Genomic DNA, 25,314 nt, shown 5'->3' on the forward strand with positions numbered 1-25,314 from the left:
ACGGACCAGGAGCTCCAAGCATGAATGCCGAGTCACGGACGGGTGCGCGCCAGGACGAGCCCCTCCTCATCAGTTCGCTCGTCGCGCGCCAGGCGTCGCTGACTCCGGATGCGGTCGCGGTCGTCGAGGGGGACCACACCACCACCTACGCCCAGCTCGACGCCCGCGCCAACCAGCTCGCCCACTACCTGATCTCGCTCGGCGTCGGCCCGGACGTGCCGGTCGGCGTCTGCCTCTACCGCGGCCTGGACCTGGTCGTCGCCCTGCTCGGCGTCTGGCGGGCCGGCGGCGCGTACCTGCCGTTCACCCCCGACCTGCACCCCCAGCTGCTCACCAAGTTGCTGCGCCGCACCGGCGCCGGCATCGTGCTGACCGAGACCGAGACCGCCGGCGTGATCCGGGGCGCGGGTGCGCGCCCGGTCATCCCGGACGCCGTCCGCTCCGAGCTGGAGGCGCTGCCCACCGAGCTGCCCGCCGTCGCCGCCCACCCGGCGAACGCCGCGTACATCCTGCACACCTCCGGCTCCACCGGTGAGCCCAAGGGCGTCGTGGTCAGCAACGCCGGCATCGCCAACCGCGTGGCCTGGGCCGTCGGCACCTGCGGGCTCGGCCCCGAGGACCGGGTGCTGCAGAAGACCACCGTGACCTTCGACGCGCACTGCTGGGAGGTCTTCGGGCCGCTCACCAGCGGTGGCGCGGTCGTGCTCGCCCCGCTCGGCGCGGAGAGCGACCCGGCCGCCATGGTCGGCGCGATCCGCGACCGCGGCGTGACCGTCCTGCAGGTGGTGCCCTCGGTGCTCCGGCTGATCGCCGAGGAGCCCGCGCTGGCCGACTGCGCCTCGCTGCGCCTGGTCTTCTCCGCTGGTGAGCCGCTGCACGCCGAGCTCGTCCAGCGGGTGCTGGAGAAGGTCTCGGTGACGGTCTGGAACACCTATGGCCCCACCGAGTGCTCGATCGACGTGACGGCCCACCAGGTCGACCCCGCCCAGCTCACCGGCCCGATCCCGATCGGCCGCCCGATCCGCGGCCTGCGCGCGCTGGTCGTGGACCAGGCCGGCCGCCCGGTCGGCCCCGGCACCGCCGGCGAACTGCTGGCCGGCGGCACCGGTGTGGCCCGCGGCTACTTCGGCCGTCCCGCGCTGACCGCCGCCAGCTTCGTCCCCGACCCGTTCGCGGGCGACGGCTCCCGGCTCTACCGCACCGGTGACCGCGTCCGCTGGCGCCGCGACGGCGTGCTGGAGTACCTGGGCCGGATCGACGACCAGGTCAAGGTCAACGGCGTCCGGATCGAGCCCGCCGAGGTCGAGCACGCCCTCGCCGCCCACCCCGGGGTGACCGGCGCGGCCGTGGCCGCGTACGAGGCCCCGGACGGCGGCAAGCGGCTCGCCGCCTACCTGGTGGCCCGGCCCGGCCTGGAGCTCGGCGAGCTGCGGCAGTTCCTGCTCCAGCGCCTGCCGGCCAGCCAGATCCCCAGCAGCTTCGTACTGCTCGACGCGCTGCCGCTCGGCTCGACCGGCAAGGTCGACCGCCGCGCCCTGCCCGTCCCCGGCTCGCTGGACGCCGCCGGGCGCCCCGTCCACCGGGCCCCCGTCACCCCCGCCGAGCGCGCCGTCGCCGCCACCTGGCAGGAGGTCCTCAAGATCGACCAGGTCGGCCTGGACGACGACTTCTTCCAGCTCGGCGGCACCTCGCTGCAGCTCACCCGCCTGGTCTCCCGGCTGCGCGCCGCCACCGGCGCCGACGTCCAGCTGCGCGGCTTCTTCGGTGCCACCACCCTCTCCGCCCAGGCCGAGCTGCTCTCCGCCGGGCAGCCCCAGGGCCCGCGTCCGGTGCCGCGCACCGGCCCGCTGCCGCTCTCGTACGGGCAGCAGCGCCTCTGGTTCGTCGACCGGATGAACCCCGGCGGCCCGGAGTGGGTGGCCGGCATCGTGCTGCGGCTGACCGGCGAGGTCACCGCGGCGGCCGCCCAGCTTGTGCTGGACTCGCTGGTCGAGCGGCACGAGGCCCTGCGCACCCGCTTCCCGCTGGTGGACGGCGAGCCCGTCCAGGTCATCGACCCGCCGGCCCCCGTCACGCTGCGGGTCTCCACCGGCGACGTGGAGCACTTCCACGCCCTGCTCGGCGAGGACCAGGCGATCGGCTTCGACCTGGCCACCGGGCCGCTGCTGCGCGCCGTGCTGGTGCACAGCCCCGAGCCCGGCGGCGACAGCCGGCTCGGCATCATGCTGCACCACATCGCCACCGACGGCTGGTCCACCGCCGTCCTGGAGCGCGAGTTCCGCGAGCTGCTCGACGCCCACCGCACCGGCCGCACCGCCGACCTGCCCGCCCTGCCGATCCAGTACGCGGACTACGCCGCCTGGCAGCAGAAGCAGCTCACCGACGACGTACTGCAGCGCGAACTCGCCCACTGGCGCGAGGAGCTGGCGGGCTTCACCCCGCTGGAGCTGCAGACCGACCACCCCCGCCCGGCGATCCGCGACGGCCGCGGCTCGGTCGTCCCGTTCGAGGTGCCCGCCGAGGTCGCCGGTCCGTTCCTGGAGCTCGGCCGCAGCAAGGGCGCCACGCCGTTCATGGCGCTGCTCACCGCGTACGCCACCGTGCTCGCCCGCCACACCGGCCAGTGGGACGTGCCGGTCGGCACGCCCGTCTCCGGCCGGGACTGCCCCGAGACCGAGCACGTCGTCGGCTTCTTCCTCAACAGCCTGGTGCTGCGCTGCCGCCTGGACGCCGGGCTCTCCTTCGAGCAGGCCCTGGCGGCCGTCCGGCAGAGCGCCACCACCGCGTTCTCGCACCAGGATCTGCCCTTCGACCGGCTGGTCGAGGACATCGCCCCCGAGCGCGACCTCTCCCGCACCCCGATCTTCCAGGTCGCCTTCGACCTGCACGACGGCGAGTTCAACGGCCTGATCGACGAGCAGGACGACCCCGAGCTGCTCAAGCGCCTCTGGCAGGCCACCCACACCGACCTGACCCTCAACCTCCGTACCCAGCCCGATGGTTCGCTGATCGGCGGCCTCGAGTACGACAACCGGCTGTTCGAGGAGGGCACCGTCGCCCGGCTGGCCGGGCACCTGTGCCGCCTGCTCGCCGCGGCCGTCGCCGCCCCCGCTCAGCCGCTCGCCGAGCTGCCCATCCTCAGCTCCGAGGACCTGGCCCAGCTGGCCGTCTGGGGCACCGCCCCGGGCGAGCAGCCGGAGCTGACCGTGCCCGAGCAGATCGCCCGGCAGGCCGCCGCCACGCCGGAGGCCGTCGCGGTGGCGGGCGAGGGCTTCTCCCTCACCTACGCCGAACTCGACGCCGCCGCCAACCGGTTGGCGCACCACCTGACCGAGCTGGGGGCCGGCCCGGAGCGTGCCGTCGGCGTGCTGCTCGACCGCGGCGCCGAGCTGGTCACCGCTCTGCTGGCGGTCTGGCGGGCCGGCGCGGCGTACATCCCGCTCGACCCGTCCTTCCCGGCCGAGCGGATCTCCCGGATGCTCGACGAGGCCGGCGCGGCCGCCGTGGTCACCGGCCACGGCCACGCCGACCGCTTCGACGGCGCCCGCCCGCTGGTCGACCTCGACCGTGACGCCTCCGGGCTCGCCGCCCTCCCGGCCACCGCGCCCGCCGCCCCGGCCGACCCGGACGGGCTGGCCTACGCCATCTTCACCTCCGGCTCGACCGGCCGCCCCAAGGGCGTCGCCGTCTCGCACCGCGGCCTGGCCAACCACGTCCGCTGGGCCGCCGCCGAGTTGGCGGGCAGGGGCGAGGGCGGCAGCGCGCTGTTCTCCTCCGCCGCCTTCGACCTGGTGGTGCCGAACATCTGGGCGCCGCTGACCGTCGGCCAGCGGGTCTGGATCCTGCCGCAGGACCTGGACGGCCAGGAGCTCGGCCGCCGCCTGGTCGAGGCCGGCCCGTTCAGCTTCCTCAAGCTGACCCCGGGTCACCTGGAGATCATCACCCACCAGGTCACGGCCGAGCAGGCCGCCGCCCTGGCCGGGGTGGTCGTGGTGGCTGGCGAGGCCCTGCCGGGCACGCTGGCCGACCGCTGGGCCGGCTGGCTCGGCGCCGACCGGCTGGTCAACGAGTACGGCCCCACCGAGGCCTCCGTCGGCACCTGCATCCTCCCGCTCACCGCGCCCGTCGGCTACGACACCGTGCCGATCGGCCGGCCGCTGCCCGGCATGATCATGCGGGTGCTGGACGAGACCATGCGTCCCGTCCCGGTCGGCGCCCCCGGCGAGCTGTACGTCGGCGGCACCGGGGTGGCCCGCGGCTACCTCGGCCGCCCGGCGCTGACGGCCGAGCGCTTCCTTCCGGACCCGTACGGCGAGCCGGGCAGCCGGCTCTACCGCACCGGCGACCAGGCCCGCTGGCTGCCCGAGGGCGTGGTCGAGTTCCTCGGCCGCAACGACGACCAGGTCAAGGTGCGCGGCTACCGCATCGAGCTCGGCGAGGTCCGGGCCGCGGTGCTCGACCACCCGGCCGTCCGGGAGGCCGCCGTGGTCACGGTGACCCAGCCCTCCGGCGGTCTGGCGCTGGCCGCGTACGTGGTGCTGGACGGCGAACTCCCCGACCTCGCCGCGCACTGCGCCGCCCGCCTGCCCGAGTACATGGTGCCGACCAGCTTCACCGAGCTCGCCGCGATGCCGCTGAACGCCAACGGCAAGGTCGACCGGGGACGCCTCCCCGACCCGGTGCCCGCCGAAGCCGAGGCCGCGGAGCAGACCGGCCCGCGCAACATCGTCGAGGAGCACATCCTCGGCATCTGGACCGAACTGCTGGGCGTGCGCGTGGGCGTGCACGACAACTTCTTCTACACCGGCGGCAACTCGATCCTGGCGATCCGGCTGATCGCGAACCTGCAGGACCTGTTCCAGCTCGACCTTCCCGTCCGCGTCATCTTCGAGGCCCCGACCATCGCCGGTCTGGCGCTGGTGGTCGAGGAGCGGATCCGTACCGAAATCGACCAGCTTTCCGACTCCGAGATCCAGGCGGACTCGATCCTTCCGAAGGAGCACCACGCATGAGCACCGACGCGAGCGCATCGGTCCCGGTGAGCACCGCGCAGTCGCTGCGCGAGAGGCTGCTGCAGGACCGGCTGGCGGGCCGCCGGGCCGCCGGCGCGGCCGCCGGTCGCACCGGGATCCGCACCGCCGACCGCAGCCAGGACCTGCCGCTCGGCCACGGCCAGCAGCAGATGTGGTTCCTCAACCGGCTGGAGCCGGAGAGCAACGAGTACCTCGTCCCGCTGGCCCTGCGGCTGCGCGGCGGCCTCGACCGGGACGCGCTGGCCCGGGCCTGGCAGCAGGTGCTGGACCGGCACGAGATCCTGCGCACCCGGTACGCCGCCGTGGACCGCTCGCCGGTCCAGGTGATCGACGCCCCGGCCCCCGTCGAGCTGCCCGGCATCGACCTCTCCGGCCTGGGGGCGGAGCGCCGCGAGGCCGCCGCCCTGGAGCTGCTCACCCGTGAGCTGGCCACCCCGTTCGACCTGGCCGAGGAGTGGCCCGTCCGGGCGGTCCTGCTCCGGCTCGCCGAGGACGACCACGTGCTCGGCGTGGTCTTCCACCACATCGCCTGCGACGCCTGGTCCACCGGCGTGTTCGGCGCCGACCTGAGCGAGTTCTACTCGGCCGCCGTCCAGGGGCGGCCGGCCGCCCCGGCCGCCACCCAGATCCAGTACGCCGACTACGCGCTCTGGCAGCGCGAGCAGCTGGCCGGCCCCGAGCTGGAGCGCCAGCTCTCCTACTGGCGCACGCAGTTGGCCGAGATCGAGCCGACCGACCTGCCCGCCGACCGGGCGCGCCCGCTGATCCGCACCCACCAGGGCGACGAGATCACCTTCCCGCTGGCCGAGGGCCTGGCCGACCGGGTCCGCGCCCTCGCCAAGGCGCACAACACCACCCCGTACGTGGTCTACCTGACCGCCTTCCAGGCGCTGGTCTCCCGCTGGACGGGCCGCACCGACGTGCCCGTCGGCACCGTGGTCTCCGGCCGCAACCGGCCCGAGCTCCAGCACCTCATCGGCTACTGCATCAACAACCTGGTGGTGCGCGCCCGTTGGGAGGGCGACCCGTCGTTCTCCGAGCTGATCGCCGCCGGGCGCGGCGCGGTGCTGGACGCCTTCGACCACCAGCAGGTGCCGTTCGCGCAGCTGGTCGCCGAGCTCGCCCCCGAGCGCGACCTCTCCCGCACGCCGTTCTACCAGGTCGCCTTCACCATGCACGAGGAGCGGCTCGCCGCCTTCGACTTCGCCGGGCTGGCCGCCGAGCGCTTCGGCGAGGGCGACGGCGTGGCCAAGTGCGACCTCACCCTGCAGCTGCTGACCGCCCCGGACGGCAGCCTGAGCGGCCAGTTCCTGTACTCCACCGCGCTGTTCGACCGCAGCACGATCGAGCGCTTCGTCCGCCACCTGACCCTCCTGCTCGAGAGCGCCACCGCCGACCCGGCGCTGCCCGTCTCCCGGCTGGGCCTGCTGGACGCGGCCGAACTGGCCGTGGTCATCGAGCAGTCGGACGGCGACGCGCACCTGGTGACAGACACGGCCCACCGGCTCTTCGAGCAGTGGGCCGCCACCACCCCCGACGCTCCGGCGGTGGTCGCGGGGGCCACCGCCCTGACCTACGGCGAGCTGAACGAGCGCGCCAACAAGATCGCCCACCTGCTGCGCGCCGCCGGCGCCGGCCCCGACCAGCTGGTCGGCGTCTGCCTGGAGCGCGGCGAGCACCTGCTGCCCGCCCTGCTCGGCGTGCTCAAGTCCGGCGCCGGCTACCTGCCGCTCGACCCGGCCGCCCCGGCCGACCGCCTGGCCTACGTGCTGCGGGACGCCGACACCGCCCTGCTGCTGACCACCACCGACCTGGCCCCGACGCTCGACTTCGACGGCCGGCTCGTGGCGCTGGACGAGAACGAGGAGCTGGCCGGCCTCCCGGCCACCGACCCGGAGCCGCTGGCCGGCCCGGACAACCTGATCTACACCATCTACACCTCGGGCTCGACCGGCCGCCCGAAGGGCGTCCGGCTGACCCACGCCAACGTGGTGCGGCTGATGAGCACCGCGCACGAGCACTACGGCTTCACCCCCGCCGACGTGTTCAGCATGTCGCACTCCTTCGCCTTCGACGTCTCGGTCTTCGAGATGTGGGGCGCCCTGGCCCACGGCGGCACCCTCGTCGTGGTGCCCACCGAGACCACCCGCTCCCCCGAGGACTTCCTCGACCTGCTGGTCGCCGAGCGGGTCACCGTGCTCTCGCAGACCCCGACGGCCTTCCGCTCGCTGGTCGCGGCCGCCGCCGACGGCGACCCCCGGATCGACGAACTCGCCCTGCGCGCCGTCGTGTTCGCGGGCGAGAAGCTGGAGATCCCGGAGCTGCGCCCGTGGACGGACCGGCTCGGCCTGAGCCGGATCGCCCTGGTCAACATGTACGGCATCACCGAGACCACGGTGCACTCCACCTACTACCGGATCACCGAGCGCGACCTGGCCACCGACGCGGGCAACGCGATCGGCCGCCCGCTGGCCGACCTGCGGATCCACCTGCTCGACCGGCACGGCAACCCCGCCCCGATCGGCGTCCCCGGCGAGATCCACGTGGCCGGCCCCGGCGTGGCCCGTGGCTACAGCAGCCCGCGGCTGACCGCCGAGCGCTTCGTGCCGGACCCGTTCGCGGGCGACGGCTCCCGGCTGTACCGCTCCGGTGACCTGGCCCGCCGACTGGCGGACGGGAGCCTGGAGTTCCTGGGCCGGATCGACGACCAGGTGAAGATCCGCGGCTACCGGATCGAGCTCGGCGAGATCCAGGCCGTGCTGGCCGCCCACCCGGGCGTGCGCCAGGTCGCCGTGGTCGTCCGCGAGGACCTGCCGGGCGACAAGCAGCTGGTCGGCTACCTGGTGGCCGGCGAGCAGCAGCCCACCCCCGAGGAGCTCGCGGCGCACGCCGCCACCTCGCTGCCCCCGTACATGGTGCCCGCCGCCTACGTGCTGCTGGACGCCCTGCCGCTGACCACCAACGGCAAGCTGGACAAGCGCGCGCTGCCCGCGCCGGACCGCGACGCGCTGCGCGGCCGCCGGGAGTTCCGGGCCCCCCGGACGCTGGAGGAGCAGCGGATGGCGGCCGTCTGGCAGTCCGTCCTGGGCGTCGACCGGGTCGGCGTGGACGACGGCTTCTTCGACCTCGGCGGTGACTCCATCCGGGCCGTCGCCCTGGTCGGCGCGCTGCGCGCCGAGGGCTTCGACCTCGCCGTCCGGGACGTCTTCGTGCACCGCACGGTGGCCTCGCTGGCCGCCCTCGCGGGCGGCCGCGGCGCCGTCGGCGAGGAGGCCGGGGTCGAGCGGTTCGCGCTGATCCGCGAGGCCGACCGGGCCGCGCTGCCGGCCGACGCCGTGGACGCGTACCCGCTCTCGCAGAACCAGATCGGCATGCTGGTCGAGATGCTGGCCGACGACAGCCGCAACCTCTACCACAACGTCACCACCTTCCGAATCAACGACGAGCAGCCGTTCTCGCTGGCCGCCTTCCAGGCCGCCGGCGCAATCCTGACGGATCGTCACGAGATCCTGCGCACCTCGATCCACCTCTCCGGCTACTCCGAGCCGCTCCAGCTGGTGCACGCCGCCGCCACCCTGCCGGTCGGCGGGCGCGAGCTGCGCGGGCTCACCGCCGAGGAGACCGCCGCCGAGCTGCAGGCCTTCTCGGCCGCCCAGCGCGCCGAGCTCTTCGACCTGGCCGTGCCCTCGCTGATGCGCTTCTACGTGCACGACACCGGCGACGGCGGCTACTGGATCTCCGCCACCGAGTGCCACCCGATCCTGGAGGGCTGGAGCCACCACTCCCTGCTGATGGAGCTGCTCGAGGTCTACGGACGCCTGCGCGACGGCCTGGAGCTCGAGCCCCACCTCGCCCCCGCGCTGCGCTTCGCCGACTTCATCGGCGCCGAGCGGCAGTCGCTGGAGTCGGCGGAGGACCGCGCCTTCTGGCGGTCAGTCGTGCAGGAGAACAGCCGGTTCGACCTGCCCGCCGACCTCGGCGACAGTGCCGGTGACGGCGCCAAGCTGCAGGTCGAGGCCTCCTGGGCCGATCTGGAGGCGGACCTGCGGGAGCTGGCCGTGCAGGCCGACGTGCCGCTGAAGAGCGTCTTCGTCGCCGCCTACGGCAAGGTGATGAGCCAGCTCACCGAGGAGGCCTCGTTCTACGTCGGCCTGGTCTGCGACGCCCGCCCCGAGGTGCTCGGCGCCGACCGGGTGTACGGCATGTACCTCAACACCGTCCCGTTCGCCTTCGACCGCACCGCCCGCAGCTGGCGGGCGCTGGTGCGCCAGGCCTTCGACCGCGAGGTGGGCTTCTGGCCGCACCGCCGGTACCCGATGCCGGCCATCAGCCGGGAGGCCGGAGCCGGCCGCCGCCTGGTCGACGTGTTCTTCAACTACCAGGACTTCCACCAGCTGGACTCCGGCCTGATCGGCCTGGACGGCAGCGACGACAGCCCGACCGAGTTCCCGCTGACCATCTCCTCGCGGGCCGGCCACATCATCCTGACCGCCGACAGCCGGGTGCTCGGCCGCGCGGCCTGCGAGCGGATCGCGGGCATGTTCCGCAGCGTCCTGGCGGCGATGGCCGCCGACCCGGACGGCGACGCCCGCGCCGCCCACCTGCCCGCCGGCGAGCGCGAACTGCTGCTCGGCGACTGGGCGGTGACGCCCGGCGAGCCCGCCGGGACCTCCACCCTCGCGCTGGTCGAGGCGCAGGCCGCCCGCACCCCCGAGGCCCTCGCCGTGACGGCGCGCGGCCCGCTCGGCGAGCAGCTCGACTCGCTCTCCTACGCGGAGCTGGACGCCCGCGCCAACCGCCTGGCGCACCGCCTGCGGGCGGCCGGGGCCGGCCCGGAGTCGGTGGTGGCCGTCCGGCTGCCGCGCGGCACCGAGCTGCTGGTGGCCCTGCTGGCCGCCTGGAAGACCGGCGCGGCCTACCTGCCGATCGACAACTCCACTCCCGACGCGCGCAGTTCGTTCATGCTGGCCGACGCGGCGGTGGCCGCCCTGGTCACCGAGGGCGAGACCGCCGACCGGCTGGCCGGCTCGGCACCCGCCTCCACCGCCCTCGTGGCGATCGACCGGGAGGCCGAGGCGATCGCCGCCCTCCCGGCCACCGCCCCCGAGCGCACCGAGGACCTGGACACCCTCGCCTACCTCATCTACACCTCCGGCTCCACCGGCCAGCCCAAGGGCGTCCAGATCAGCCACCGCGCCCTGGCCGGCTACCTCGGCTTCGCCGCGGCCGACTACCTGGACCAGCAGGCCGAGCAGGGCGGCACCGCGCTGTTCTCCTCGGTCGCCTTCGACCTCGTCGTCCCCACCCTGTGGGTGCCGCTGACGGCGGGCCGCCCGGTGCACGTCTACGCCGAGGAGCTCGACCTCGCCGACCTCGGCCGGGCCCTCACCGCCGCCGCGCCGTTCGACTTCCTCAAGCTGACCCCGGGCCACCTCGAGCTGCTCGAGCGCCAGTTCGGCGACTCGGCGGCCGGCCTGACCCGCACCCTGGTGGTCGGCGGCGAGGCGCTCTCCGCCCGCAGCGCCGCCCGCTGGTGCGCGCTGCTGGGCGGCGGCCGGGTGGTCAACGAGTACGGCCCGACCGAGGCCACCGTCGGCAACTCCGTCTTCGACATCCACGGCGAGATCGCGGCCGAGACCGCCCCGATCGGCCGCTCGGTGCCCGGCACCTCGATGTTCGTCCTGGACGAGCACCTGGAGCCCGTCCCGGCCGGCGTGCCCGGCGAGCTCTACATCGGCGGCGCCAACCTGGCCCGCGGCTACGCCGGCCGCCCCGGGATGACCGCCGAGCGCTTCGTCCCGGACCCGTACGGCGCCCCCGGCGCCCGCCTCTACCGCACCGGCGACCTCGTCCGGCTGCTGCCGAGCGGCGACGCCGACTTCCTGGGCCGCCGCGACGACCAGGTGAAGATCCGCGGCTACCGGGTCGAACTCACCGAGATCGAGGCCGTGTTGGCCGCGGCCCCGGGCGTCGAGGAGGCCCGGGTGGTGGTCACCACCACGGGCGCCGACCCGATGCTGGTCGCCTACCATGTGGGCGTCGGCGCCGAACTCGCCGAGTACGCGCGGCAGTTCCTTCCCGAGTACATGGTGCCCGCCGCCTTCGTGGCCCTCGACCGGATCCCGCTGACCGCCAACGGCAAGCTGGACAAGGCCGCGCTGCCCGCCCCCGACGGCAGCGCGCTGCGGGCCGGCCGCGAGTACACCGCCCCGCGCACCTCGCTGGAGCGGCAGATCGCCGGCCTCTGGGCCGAGGTGCTCGGCGCCGAGCAGGTCGGCATCGAGGACAGCTTCTTCGACCTCGGCGGCGACTCCATCCGCGCCGTCTCGCTGGTCGGCCGGCTCCGCGCCGAGGGCCTGGACCTGGGCGTCCGGGACGTCTTCGGGCAGCGCACGGTGGCCGGTCTGGCCGCCGTCCTGGCCGGGCGCTCGGCCGTCACCGAGGCCGACTCCACCGTCGCGGCCTTCGCGCTGATCGGCGCCGCCGACCGCGCGAAGCTGCCCGAGGGCCTCTCCGACGCCTACCCGCTCTCGCAGAACCAGCTCGGCATGCTGGTCGAGACCCTGGCCTCGGACAGCGGCAACACCTACCACGACGTCGCCTCCTTCCTGATCGCCGACGAGCGGCCGTTCGAGCTGGACGCGTTCCGCCGGGCCGTCGAGCTGGTCGGTCAGCGGCACGACATCCTGCGCACCTCCTTCGACCTCGAGGGCTACTCCGTCCCGATGCAGCTGGTGCACCGGGCGGTCGAGATCGAGACCGGCCTGGCCGATCTGCGCGAACTCCCCGCGCAGCTGCAGAAGATCGAGCTGGAGTGCTTCGTCGCCGACGAGCAGGCCCGGGTGTTCGACGTGGCCGAGGCCAAGCCGATGCTGCGCATCTTCGTGCACCTGCACGACGACGCCGGCTGGCGCTGCACCTTCACCAAGAGCCACGCGACGCTGGACGGTTGGAGCTACCACCTGTTCCTGACCGAGCTGGTCGAGTGCTACCGGCAGCTGCGGGACGGTCTGCCGACCCAGCCGGCCGAGACCGGCACGGCCCGGTTCGCGGACTCGGTGGCGGCGGAGCTCGCCGCGCTGGGCTCCGCGGAGAGCCGCGGCTACTGGCAGGACGTGGTGGAGAACAACGCGCGGCTCGCGCTGCCGGCCGTCTGGCACGGCGACCTCTCGCAGCCGGCGCAGAAGGTGCGCTCGGGCCTGCGCTTCACCGACCTGGAGCCCGGCCTGCGGGCCACCGCCGCCGCGGCGGGCGTCTCGTTCAAGAGCGTGCTGCTGGCCGCCCACCTCAAGGTGATGAGCCAGCTCACCCACGAGGCCACCTTCCAGACCGGCGTGGTCTGCCACACCCGCCCGGAGGCCCCGGGCGCCGAGCGGCTGCTCGGCATGCTGCTCAACACCGTCCCGTTCGCCTTCGACCGCGAGGCCCGCACCTGGCGCGAGCTGGTCACCGCCGTCTTCGACGGCGAGGCCCGGATGTGGGCGCACCGCCACTTCCCGATGCCCGTCATCCAGGCCGACCTGGCCAAGGGCAGCCGGCTGATCGACGCGTTCTTCAGCTACCTGGACTTCGCGGGCGTCGACTCGGAGGAGATCACCGACGAGAGCACCGGCGGGGCCGGCGGCCTCAACACCAGCTCCACGGAGTTCTCGCTCGGCGTCACCACGCTCAACAACATCCTGACCCTGCGCACCAATTCGCACGCGATGTCGCAGGAGAACGCGGACCGGCTGGCGGGCATGTACCGCGCCGTCCTGGAAGCCATGGCAACCGATGTGGACGGAGACGCCCGTGCGGTGTACCTGCCGGATGGTGAGGCACAGTGGCTGCAGGAGGCTGCGCCTGGTCTGGTGGCGGACTACGGCACGCAGACGGTGCCGGAGCTGATCGCCGCTCAGGCCGAGCGCACCCCGCACGCCCCCGCCGTCCTGGCCGGCCCCGACTCGCTCAGCTACGCCGAGCTCCTCGCCCGCGCCGACCAGGTCGCCGCCCGCCTGCGCGCCGCCGGGGTCACCCCGCGCTCCGTGGTGGGTGTCGTGCTGGACCGCGGCCTGGACCTGCTGCCCGGCCTGCTCGGTGTCTGGCGGGCCGGTGCCACCTACGTGCCGCTCGACCCGACCTACCCCGCCGAGCGCCTCGGCCACACCCTGCGCGACGCCGCGGCGGCCGCCCTGCTGACCTCCGCCACCTACGAGAGCGAACTCGGGAAGGTCTTCGATGGTCCTGTCGTACGTGCGGAGAAGGATGCGCCTGGCCTGGCGGCTGAGGCGCCCGCGACCCACGCCGACCTCGCCGACCTGGCGTACGTGATCTACACCTCCGGCTCCACCGGCCGCCCCAAGGGCGTCCAGATCCCGCACCAGGGCCTGCTCAACCACCTCGGCTGGGCCGCCCGCGACCTCGCGAGCCACGGCGAGGGCGGCTCCGCCGTCTTCTCCTCCGTCGCCTTCGACCTGGTCGTCCCGAACGTGTGGGCCCCGCTGCTCACCGGACGCCCCGTCCGGATGCTCCCCCAGCACCTCGAGCTCACCGACCTCGGTGCCGAGCTGCTGGCCGGAGCGCCCTACAGCTTCCTCAAGCTCACCCCCGGCCACCTGGAGATCCTCAGCCACCAGATCACCCCCGAGCAGGCCCACACCCTCGCCCACCAGATCGTGGTGGCCGGCGAGGCCCTGCCCGGCGCCCTCGCCGCCCGCTGGATCGACTGGCTCGGCGACGACCGTCTGGTCAACGAGTACGGCCCCACCGAGGCCTCCGTCGGCACCAGCATCAACCCGCTCGCCGCTCCCCAGGCCCCCGGCATCGTGCCGATCGGCAAGGCCCTGCCCAACCTGCGGATGCACGTCCTCGACCAGCACCTGCAGCCCGTCCCCGTCGGCGTCCCCGGCGAGCTCTACGTGGCCGGCACCGGACTCGCCCGCGGCTACGGCAACAACCCCGCCCTCACCGCCACCCACTTCGTCCCCGACCCGTTCACCTCCGAGGGCGCCCGCCTCTACCGCACCGGCGACCTCGCCCGCCTGCTGGCCGACGGCAACGTCGACTTCCTCGGCCGCCTCGACCACCAGGTCAAGATCCGCGGCCACCGGATCGAACTCGGCGAGATCCAGACCACGCTGGCGGCCCACCCGGCCGTCCAGGACGTGGCCGTGATCGCCGACGAGCCGAACCCCGGCGACAAGCGCCTGGTCGCCTACGTGGTGGTCGACGGCGAGCTGCCCGACCTGGCGGCGCACTGCGCCACCACCCTGCCCGAGTACATGGTCCCGGCCGTCTACGTCCCGCTGGACGCCCTGCCGCTGACCGCCAACGGCAAGCTGGACCGCGCCGCGCTGCCCGCCGCCGACGAGGTGGCGACCCGCTCGTACACCGCGCCCCGGACGCCGGTCGAGCAGCGGGTCGCGGCGATCTGGGCCGAGGTGCTCGGCCTGCCGAAGATCGGGGTGCACGACGGGTTCTTCGAGCTCGGCGGCGACTCGATCCGGGTGATCGCCCTGATCGGCGCGCTGCGCGCCGAGGGAGTGGACGCCGCCGTGCGCGACGTCTTCGAGCACCGGACGGTCGCGGGGCTGTGCGAGGCCGTCGCGGGCCGCTCGGCACTGGGCCGCCAGGCCGAGCCGGTCGCCCCGTTCGCGCTGATCGGCGAGGCCGACCGGGCCAAGCTGCCGGCCGGGGTCACCGACGCGTACCCGCTCTCGCAGGTGCAGATCGGCATGCTGGTCGAGATGCTCCCGGGCTCGGACACCGCGGCGTACCACTCGGTGGCCGCGCACCGCGTCCAGGAGAACGCCCGCTTCTCCGAGCCGGCCTTCCGCGCCGGGCTGGCCACCGTGCTCGCCCGCCACGAGATGCTCCGCACCTCGATGGACCTGGCCGGCTACTCCGTCCCGATGCAGCTGGTGCACGCCGAGGTGGCGCCCCCGCTGGCCGTGCACGACCTGCGCGGCCTCGGCGCCGAGCAGCGGCGCAGCGCACTGAAGGCCCTGCTGGAGCAGGAGAAGGCCGCTCCGTTCGACCTGGCCGCCGCTCCCCTGCTGCGGGTGACCATCGCGCTGGAGAGCGACCAGGCCTACTGGCTGACGCTCACCCAGCCGCACGCCACCCACGAGGGCTGGAGCCACCACGCGCTGCTGGGCGAGCTGCTGACCGCCTACCGGGACAACCGGGACGGCCGGGAGCCCGCGCCCTGGCAGGGCAGCCCGGTCCGCTACGCGGACTTCATCGCGGCCGAGCTCGACTCGCTGGCCTCCGAGGAGGACCGCGGCTACTGGCAGTCCGTGGTGGACGGCCGGGTGCCGTTCGCCCTCCCCGAGGGCTGGGCCGACACCGAGCAGCCGCGCGAGGAGTACGACCATCGGATCAGCCTCGCCGACCTGGCCGAGCCGCTGCAGGCGCTCGCCCAGCGGGCCCGCACCTCGGCCAAGAGCGTGCTGCTCGCCGCGCACGTCAAGGTGATGGCGCAGCTCAGCGCCGAGCCCGGCTTCCACTTCGGCCTGATCACCGACGCCCGCCCCGAACTGCTGGGCGCGGACAAGGTCTACGGCATGCACCTGAACACGCTGCCGTTCGCGGTGGACCGCCCCGCCGACAGCTGGCTCGGGCTGGTCCGGCAGGTCTTCGACCAGGAGATCGCGCTCTGGCCGCACCGCCGCTACCCGATGCCGGCCGTGGCCCGGCTGCGCGGCGGCGGGGAGCGCCTGGTCAACGTCATCTTCAACTACTTCGACTTCGCGAAGGTGGACGCCGGCTCGGTCGGCGACGGCCCGCGGGTCGGCGACTCGCAGACCGAGTTCGACCTCACCGTGCACTGCAGCCGCGAGCACATCTCGCTCAGCACCAACACCCACGTGATCAGCCGGGCCGCCGCCGAGCGGTTGGCCGGGATGTACCGGGCCGTGCTGACCGCGATGGCCGCCGACGCCGAGGGCCCGACCGCCGGCGCCTTCCTGGCCGAGGCCGAGCGCGCACTGCTCCTCGAGCAGTGGACGGCCACCTCGGCCCAGCCGGTCGAGGCCGACGTGCCCGCCCTGCTGGAGTGGCACGCCGCCGTCTCCCCCGACCGGACGGCCGTGGTGGACGACCACGGCTCGGTCAGCTACTGGGAGTTGAACGAGAACGCCAACCGCCTCGCGCACCACCTGGCCCGCCTCGGCGTCGGCCCGGAGCGCGTGGTCGGCATCTGCGCCGAGCGCTCGATCGAGCAACTGACCGCCATCGCGGCGGTGTTGAAGGCGGGCGGCGCGTACCTGCCGATCGACCCGCGGCTGCCCGCGGAGCGGGTCTCGTACCTGCTCCAGGACGCGGACGTGCAGGTGCTGGTCACCGAGGGAGCCTCGGCCGAGCTGGCCGCCGGCGCGGACGTCCGACTGGTCCTGCTTGACCGGCCGCAGGAGTGGGCCGAGGAGTCGCCGGAGAACCCGGAGCCGACGGCCACCCCCGACAACCTCGCCTACACCATCTACACCTCGGGCTCGACCGGCCGCCCCAAGGGCGTGCTCGTGCACCGGCTCGGGATGGGCAACCACCTCTGGGCCAAGATCGAGGACCTGGCGCTGACCAGCGCCGACACCGTGACCCAGAACGCCTCGCTGAGCTTCGACATCTCGGTGTGGCAGATGTTCGCGGCGATCGCCGTCGGCGGCCGGGTGCGGATCACCGCGCCGGAGACCGCGCTCGACCCGACCGCGCTGTTCGGCCAGGTCGTGCAGGACGGGGTCACCATCCTGGAGGTCGTCCCCTCGCTGCTGCGCTCCGCGCTCGACGCCTGGGACGCGGGGGCCGAGGCCCCCGAGCTCCCGCTGCTGCGCCGGGTGATGGTGACGGGCGAGGAGCTGCCGGCCGAGCTGTGCCGCCGCTGGTTCGCCCGCTACCCGCAGATCCCGCTGGTCAACGCGTACGGGCCGACCGAGTGCTCGGACGACATCACGCACGCCCAGCTGACCGGCCCCGAGCAGGTGACCAACGGCCGGGTGCCGATCGGCGCCCCCGTCCGCAACTTCCGGCTGCACGTGCTCGACGAGCACGGCGACCCGGTGCCGCTGGGCGTGCCCGGCGAGCTCTACGCGGGCGGCGTGGGCGTGGCCCGCGGCTACCTGGGCCGACCCGGCCTGACCGCGCAGCGCTTCGTGCCGGACCCGTTCGCGGCCGACGGCAGCCGCCTCTACCGCACCGGCGACCTGGCCCGCTGGCGGGCCGACGGCAGCCTGGACTTCCTCGGCCGGATCGACGACCAGGTCAAGGTCCGCGGCTACCGGATCGAGCTGGGCGAGATCGAGGCCGCGCTGGCCGAGCACCCGCTGGTGCGCCAGGCCGTGGTGCTGCTCCGCGAGGACACCCCGGGCGACAAGCGCCTGGTCGGCTACCTGGTGCCGGCCGGCGAGGAGACCGCCGGGCCGCGCGAGCTGCGCGAGTGGCTGGCCCGCTCGCTGCCCGCGTACATGGTGCCGGTCGCCTTCGTCACCGTCGACGCCGTCCCGCTCTCCGCCAACGGCAAGCTGGACCGGCGCGCCTTGCCGGCCCCCTCGCACGAGGCGTTCACCCAGGACGAGACGGTGGCCCCGCGCACCCCGTTCGAGCAGCAGGTCTGCGCCATCTGGCAGGACGTGCTGGACACCGACCGGCTCGGCGTCGAGGACAACTTCTTCGACCTGGGCGGCGACTCCATCCGGGCCGTCTCACTGGTCGGCCGGCTGCGCGCCGAGGGCTGGGACGCGACCGTCCGGGACATCTTCGACTCCCGCACGGTGGCCCGCCTCTGCGAGCAGCTGGCAGACCGTCCGCTGCTGACGGCCGAGGACCGACGCCTCGTCCAGCCGTTCGAGCTGGTGCCGGAGCAGGACCGGGCCGCGCTGCCCGGCGGCCTCGCCGACGCCTACCCGATGACCCAGAACCAGGTCGGCATGCTGGTCGAGATGCTGGCCGACAGCAGCCGGAACGTCTACCACATCGTCAACACCTTCCGGATCAAGGACGAGACGGCCTTCTCGCTGGACGCCCTGCGGCAGGCGGCCGAGCTGCTCGCCGCGCGGCACGAGGTGCTGCGCACCTCGATCCACCTGACGGACTTCTCCGTCCCGATGCAGCTCGTCCACCCGAGCTCGCGCATCCCGGTCGGCATGGCCGACCTGCGCGGGATCGAGCAGGAGGAGGCGGTCGGCATCCTCCAGGAGTACGTGGCCCGCCAGCGCGCCGAGATCTTCTCGCTCACCAGCGCCCCGCTGCTGCGCATCCACGTCCACCTGGAGAGCGACGACGCCTGGTGGCTCACCTTCACCCAGTGCCACGTGGTCACCGAGGGCTGGAGCTACCACCTGCTGCTGATGGAGCTGCTTGAGACCTACCGCAGCCTGGCCGCCGGCCGGGAGCCGGAGTTCACCGCGCTGCCGGAGGTGCGCTTCGCGGACACCGTCGCCGTCGAGCTCAAGGCCGTCGCCGGCACCGAGGACCGGGAGTACTGGGACCGGATCATCGGCGGCCACACCCCGCTGCTGCTGGTCAACCAGGGCGCCGACACCACCACCGAGCCCAAGCCGGTCTACGGCCAGGTGCCGTTCGAGGACCTCGGGGCGCGGCTGCGCACCCTGGCCTCCTCGGCCGAGGTCTCGCTCAAGGCGGTGCTGCACGCCGCCCACCTCAAGGTGATGAGCCAGCTGACCGACGCGCCCGCCTTCCACTCGGGCCTGGTCTGCGACACCCGCGTCGAGGAGCTCGGCGCGGACCGGGTGTACGGGATGTACCTGAACACCGTGCCGTTCGCCTTCGACCGCGGCGCCCGCACCTGGCGCGAGCTGGTCCAGGGGGTCTTCGCCCGCGAGGTGGAGATGTGGCCGCACCGCCGCTACCCGATGCCGCTGATCCAGCGCGCGGCCCGCGGCGAGCGCCTGGTCAACGTGTACTTCAACTACCTGGACTTCCACCAGGTGGACAGCGACATGGTCGACACGGGCAAGCGGATCAGCAACGCCCCCGTCGAGGCCGGCATCGGCCTCACCGTCCACAACCGCGGCGACCGGCTGCACCTCAGCAGCCACTCCGCCGCCATCAGCGCCGACAACCTGGAAAGGATCGCGGGCATGTACCGAGCAGTGCTGGAACAGATGGCACAGGACCCGGAGGGCGACGCCCTCACGGTGTACCTGCCCGCCGGCGAGCGCGAGCGGCTGCTCGGCGGCGAGGGCCGGGCCGTCACCGCCGACGCGGGCCTCACCCTGCACCGGATCTTCGCCGAGCAGGCCGCCCGGACGCCGGACGAGCCGGCCGTCACGGCCGGCGGCACCACCCTCACCTACCGGGAGGTGGACGAGCGGTCCAGCCGGCTCGCGCACCGCCTGCAGGCGCTCGGCGCCGGCCCGGAGAAGCTGGTCGGCGTCTGCCTGGAGCGCGACGAGCACCTGATCCCCACCCTGATCGGCGTGCTCAAGTCCGGCGCCGGCTACCTGCCGCTCGACCCGGTCAACCCGGTGGACCGCCTCGCGTACATCGCCGAGGATGCCCGCACCGAGGTCGTGGTGACCACCACCGCCTGCGAGCCGAAGCTGCGCGAGTTCTACCGCGGCAGCGCCGTCGTCCTGGACGACGCGGCCGAGGCCGAGCTGATCGCCGCCCAGCCGGTGGCGCAGCCGCTGAACGCCGGCGGCGCCGAGCACCTGGCGTACACCATCTACACCTCGGGCTCGACCGGCCGCCCCAAGGGCGTCCAGGTGACGCACACCAACGTCGCCCGGCTGGTCTCCACCGCCCAGGAGCACTACGCCTTCGACGACTCCGACGTGTTCAGCATGTCGCACAGCTACGCCTTCGACGTCTCGGTCTTCGAGCTCTGGGCGGCACTGGCCAACGGCGGCCGGGTGGTCCTGGTGACCGCCGACACCGCCCGCTCGCCGGAGGACTTCCTCGACCTGCTGGTCGACGAGGAGGTCACCGTGCTCTCGCAGACCCCCACCGCCTTCCGCTCGCTGGTCACCGCGGCCGTGGCCGACGACCCGCGGATCAAGCAACTCTCGCTGCGGGCCGTGGTGTTCGCCGGCGAGAAGCTGGAGATCCCGGAGCTGAAGCCGTGGGTCGAGCGCCGCAGCCTCGGCCGCACCGCGCTGGTCAACATGTACGGCATCACCGAGACCACCGTGCACACCACCTACCACCGCCTCACCAAGAAGGACTTCGCGGCGGACGCGGGCAACGCCGTCGGACGCCCGCTGAGCGACCTCAAGGTGCACCTGCTGGACACCGCCGGCAGCCTCGTGCCGGTCGGGGTGCCCGGTGAGATCCACGTGGCCGGCCCCGGCGTGGCCCGCGGCTACAGCAGCCCGCGGCTGACCGCCGAGCGCTTCGTGCCGGACCCGTTCGGCGAGCCCGGCTCCCGGATGTACAAGTCCGGCGACCTGGCCCGCCGCAAGTCCGACGGCAGCCTGGACTTCCTCGGCCGGATCGACGACCAGGTGAAGATCCGCGGCTTCCGGGTCGAGCTCGGCGAGATCGAGTCCGCGATCACCGCCCACCCGCTGGTCAGCCAGTCGGTGGTGGTGCTGCGCGAGGACGAGCCGGGCGAGAAGCAGCTGGTCGGCTACCTCGTCCCGCTGGGCGAGGAGCTGCCGGAGGCCGCCGAGCTGCGCGAGCTGCTCGGCCAGACCCTGCCCGAGTACATGGTGCCGGCGGTCTTCATGGCCCTGGAGGCCATCCCGCTGACCACCAACGGCAAGCTCGACAAGCGCGCCCTGCCGGCCCCCGGCGCGGACGCGATCCGGGTCCGCCAGGAGTACGTCGCGCCCGCCACCCCGCTGCAGCAGCGGATCACCGGCATCTGGCAGCAGGTGCTCGGGGTCGAGCGGATCGGCGTCGAGGACAGCTTCTTCGACCTCGGCGGCGACTCCATCCGGGCCGTCTCGCTGATCGGCGCGCTGCGCGCCGACGGCCTCGACGCCACCGTCCGGGACGTCTTCACCCAGAAGACGGTGGCCGGCCTCGCGGCGGCCCTGGACGGGCGGCGCGAGATCTCCGAATCCCGCACCCGGGTCACCCCGTTCGGCCTGATCGACGCGGCCGACCGCGACCGGCTGCCCGCCGACGTGGTCGACGCCTACCCACTGACGCAGGGTCAGACCGGCATGCTGGTCGAGATGCTGGCGGGCGAGGGCAAGCAGGACTACCACATCGTCAAGACCGTCGGCCTCTCCGCCGAGGAGCCCTTCGACGAGCCGGCCCTGCGCCGCGCCCTGGCCGAACTGGCCGCCCGGCACGAGATCCTGCGCACCTCGATCGACCTGGAGTCGTACGCGCTGCCGCTGCAGCTGGTGCACGCGACCGCCGAGGTCCCGCTCGAGGTCATCGACTCCACCCACCTCACCGCGGCGGACGAGCCGCAGGTGCTGGGCGCCTTCCTCGACCGGGAGGCGGCCACCCCGCTGGACCACCGGGTCGCGCCGCAACTGCGGGTGTTCGTGCACCGGTTGTCGGGCGGGCGCTGGCAGATCACCTTCTCCCAGTCGCACGTGATCCTGGACGGCTGGAGCTTCTACCAGCTGCGGGTCGAGCTGCTCGGCCTCTTCCGCGCCCACCGGGACGGGCAGCAGCCCGAGCCGTACCAGGCGCCCGGGGTCCGCTTCGCGGACTTCGTGGCCGCCGAGCGCCGGGCGCTCGCCTCCGAGGCCGACCGCTCGTACTGGCGCTCGGTGATCGAGGACCACCCCAAGTTCACCCTCCCCACCGCGTGGAGCGGCGCCCCGGAGGGCCAGGGCGAGGTGATCCGGCAGCTGGTCGAGTTCCCCGACCTGCTGCCCGACCTCGAGTCGCTGGCCTCCCGGGCCGGCGTCCCGCTGAAGAGCGTGCTCTTCTCGGCGCACCTGAAGGTGATGAGCCAGCTCACCCACGAGCGGAGCTTCTTCAGCGGCCTGATGTCCCACACCCGGGCCGAGCTGATCGGCGCCGACCGGGTGGCCGGCATGAGCCTCAATGCGCTGCCCTTCGCCTTCGACCGCGAGGCCCGCACCTGGCGCGAGCTGGTCGCCTCGGTCTTCGACGGCGAGACCCGGATGTGGGAGCACCGGCACTTCCCGATGCCCGCCATCCAGAACGAACTGGGCCACGGCACCCGCCTGTTGGACGCCTACTTCAGCTTCATCGACTTCGACCAGCCGGAGGAGGGCCCGGCCGACCGCCGGCTCGACTTCTGCTTCAGCTCCAACGAGTTCCCGCTGACCGTCGCCGTCCAGGCCGGCCGGCTCACCTTCCACACCAACTCGCACGCGGTGTCGCAGGAGAACGCGGACCGGCTGGCGGGCATGTACCGCGCCGTCCTGACCTCGATGGCCGCCGACGTGGACGGGGACGCCCGGGCGGTGTACCTGCCGCAGGGCGAGGCGCAGCAGCTGCGGGAGTCCGCGCCCGGTCCGGTCGCGGACTACGGCACCGCCACGGTGCCGGAGCTGATCGCGGCCCAGGCCGAGCGCACTCCGGACGCCCCGGCGGTGCTCGCCGGCACCGAGTCCGTGTCGTACGCGGAGCTGGTGGCGCGGGCCGACGAGGTCGCGGGCCGGCTGCGCGGCGCCGGGGTCACCCCCGGTGCGGTGGTCGGCGTGGTCCTGGACCGCGGCCTGGACCTGCTGCCCGGCCTGCTGGGCGTCTGGCGGGCCGGTGCCACCTACGTGCCGCTCGACCCGACCTACCCCGCCGAGCGCCTCGGCCACACCCTGGCCGACTCCGGCGCCGCCGCCCTGCTGACCTCCGACGCGTACCGGAGCGAGCTCGGGCAGGTCTTCGCCGGCCCGGTCGTGGGTGCGGAGCAGGGGGCGCCCGGCCCGGCCGTCGACGCGGCCCCGGCGGTCGCCGACCTCGCCGACCTGGCCTACGTGATCTATACCTCCGGCTCCACCGGCCGCCCCAAGGGCGTCCAGATCCCGCACCAGGGCCTGCTCAACCACCTCGGCTGGGCCGCCGAGGAACTCGCCTCGCGGGGTGAAGGCGGTTCGGCGGTGTTCTCCTCCGTCGCCTTCGACCTGGTCGTCCCCAACGTGTGGGCCCCGCTGCTCACCGGACGCCCCGTCCGGATGCTGCCGCAGGACCTCGAACTCACCGACCTCGGTGCCGAGTTGCTGGCCGGAGCACCCTACGGCTTCCTCAAGCTCACCCCGGGGCACCTGGAGATCCTCAGCCACCAGATCACCCCCGAGCAGGCGGGTGCGCTGGCCGAGGTGATCGTGGTGGCCGGCGAGGCCCTCCCCGGCACCCTCGCCCAGCGCTGGATCGACCGGCTCGGCGCCGGCCGCCTGGTCAACGAGTACGGCCCGACCGAGGCCTCCGTCGGCACCAGCATCAACCCGCTGACCGGGCCCGTCCCCGCAGGCATCGTGCCGATCGGCAAGGCCCTGCCCAACCTGCGGATGCACGTCCTCGACCAGCACCTGCAGCCCGTCCCCGTCGGCGTCCCCGGCGAGCTCTACGTGGCCGGCACCGGACTCGCCCGCGGCTACGGCAACAACCCCGCCCTCACCGCCACCCACTTCGTCCCCGACCCCTTCGGCGAGCCGGGCGCCCGCCTCTACCGCACCGGCGACCTCGCCCGCCTGCTGGCCGACGGCAACGTCGACTTCCTCGGCCGCCTCGACCACCAGGTCAAGATCCGCGGCCACCGGATCGAACTCGGCGAGATCGAGTCGGCCCTGACCGCGCTCCCCGCGATCGAGCAGGCCGTGGTCCTCGCCCTGGGCGAGGACGGCGAGGACCGGCGCCTGGTCGCCTACGTGGTCGCCACCGGCGAGCTGCCTGACCTGCGGGCCGCGCTCCTGCAGCGGCTGCCGGAGTACCTGGTGCCGGCCGTCTACATCCCGCTGGCCGAACTGCCGCTGAACGCCAACGGCAAGGTCGACCGGCGCCGGCTGCCCGACCCGGCGGCCGGCCCCGAGCGGGAGTTCGTCGGCCCGAGCACGCCGACCGAGCACACCGTCGCGGGCATCTGGCAGCAGGTGCTCGGCTTGGAGCAGGTCGCGGTGGACCGGAGCTTCTTCGAGCTCGGCGGCCACTCGATCCTGATCATCCAGGTGGTCTCGGAGGCCCTGCGGGCCGGGCTGCCGGTCTCGCTGATGATGCTGTACCAGAACGAGACCGTCGCCGAGCTGGCCGCCGCGGTGGACGCCGTGCTCGAGGTCAAGGCAGCGGAGGCCAAGGTGGCGGCAGCCGCGGCGGCCAGGCCCGCCCGCGTCCTCGGACGCGACGAGGTGCCGGCCGAGCGGATCGTCGAGGCGCTGGCCGAGCACCGGGTGCCCGGCGCGAGCATCGCGGTGATCCGGGACGGCGAGCTGGTGGCCGTGGACGGCTACGGCGTGGCCGAGGCCGGCACCGACCGGCCGGTCACCGAGCGGACGGCCTTCCCGGTCGGCTCGGTCAGCAAGCACCTCACCGCGCTGGGCGTGCTGCGCCTGGTGGACGAGGGCGTGCTCGACCTGGACGTGGACGTCAACCGCTACCTGACCACCTGGCAGGTGCCGGGCGGCGCCGAGGACCAGCCGATCACCCTGGCCCACCTGCTGGGCCACCTCTCCGGCCTCAAGGTCGTCCCCAGCGGCCGCTACCCGCGCGGCACCGAGCGGCTCCCGGCCCTGGCCGACCTGCTGCGCGGCACGGCCGGCCCCCGCCACCCGGCGGTGGAGCGGGAGCTCGCCCCGGGCGAGGCCTTCCGCAAGGCGAACATCCACTTCTCGGTGCTGGAGCAGGCCGTGGTGGACGCCACCGGCGAGGAGTTCCCGGAGCTGATCGACCGGCTGGTGATCCAGCCGCTGGGCCTGCGGGACACCGGCTACCGGCAGTCCTTCCCGCAGGGCCGCGAGGTCGCCCTCGGCCACGACGCGCAGGGCGCGCCGCTGCCGGGCGGCTGGGACGTCCGGGTGGACGTCGCGGCGGCCGGCCTGTGGAGCACCGCGGCCGACCTGGCCAAGGTCGCCCTGGAGGTCCGCCGCTCCTACCTGGGCCGTCCGCTGGCCCTGCTCTCCCCCGCCGCCGCGACCCGGCTGCTCTCGCCGAACCGCGACAGCTTCTACGGCCTCGGCACGGTGGTGGACGCCACCGGCAGCGACCCGTGGTTCGGCCACGCGGGCGAGCTCGACGGCCACCGGGCGATGACGCTGTGCCAGGTCGGACGCGGCACCGGCTTCGTCGTCCTGACCAACGGCGAGGCGGGCGACCGCCTGAACGGCCTCTTCACCGCGGCCGCCGGCCTCCGGTAGTCGGCCGAGCAAGCAGAACAGGGGTGCGGGAGGCCGCACGAAACCGTGCGGCCCCCGCGCCCCGGGCC

Annotated in this window: 2 protein-coding genes; both read left to right on the top strand. The window is 74.0% G+C overall.

What is annotated here, in order from left to right; genetic code table 11:
• Positions 1–20 precede the first annotated feature (20 nt).
• Positions 21–5,012 carry a non-ribosomal peptide synthetase gene (locus CFP65_RS17205; protein ID WP_104816933.1) on the top strand — a complete coding sequence of 1,664 codons (4,992 nt, stop codon included), beginning with the start codon at positions 21–23 and terminating at the stop codon, positions 5,010–5,012.
• Complete coding sequence (locus CFP65_RS17210; RefSeq protein ID WP_104816934.1) at positions 5,009–25,246, top strand: non-ribosomal peptide synthetase; 20,238 nt, start codon at positions 5,009–5,011, stop codon at positions 25,244–25,246. The genes CFP65_RS17205 and CFP65_RS17210 overlap by 4 nt, the downstream gene beginning before the upstream one ends.
• Positions 25,247–25,314: the final 68 nt, after the last annotated feature.

Origin of the sequence: Kitasatospora sp. MMS16-BH015 (genome assembly GCF_002943525.1) — a bacterium.
Classification (GTDB): domain Bacteria; phylum Actinomycetota; class Actinomycetes; order Streptomycetales; family Streptomycetaceae; genus Kitasatospora.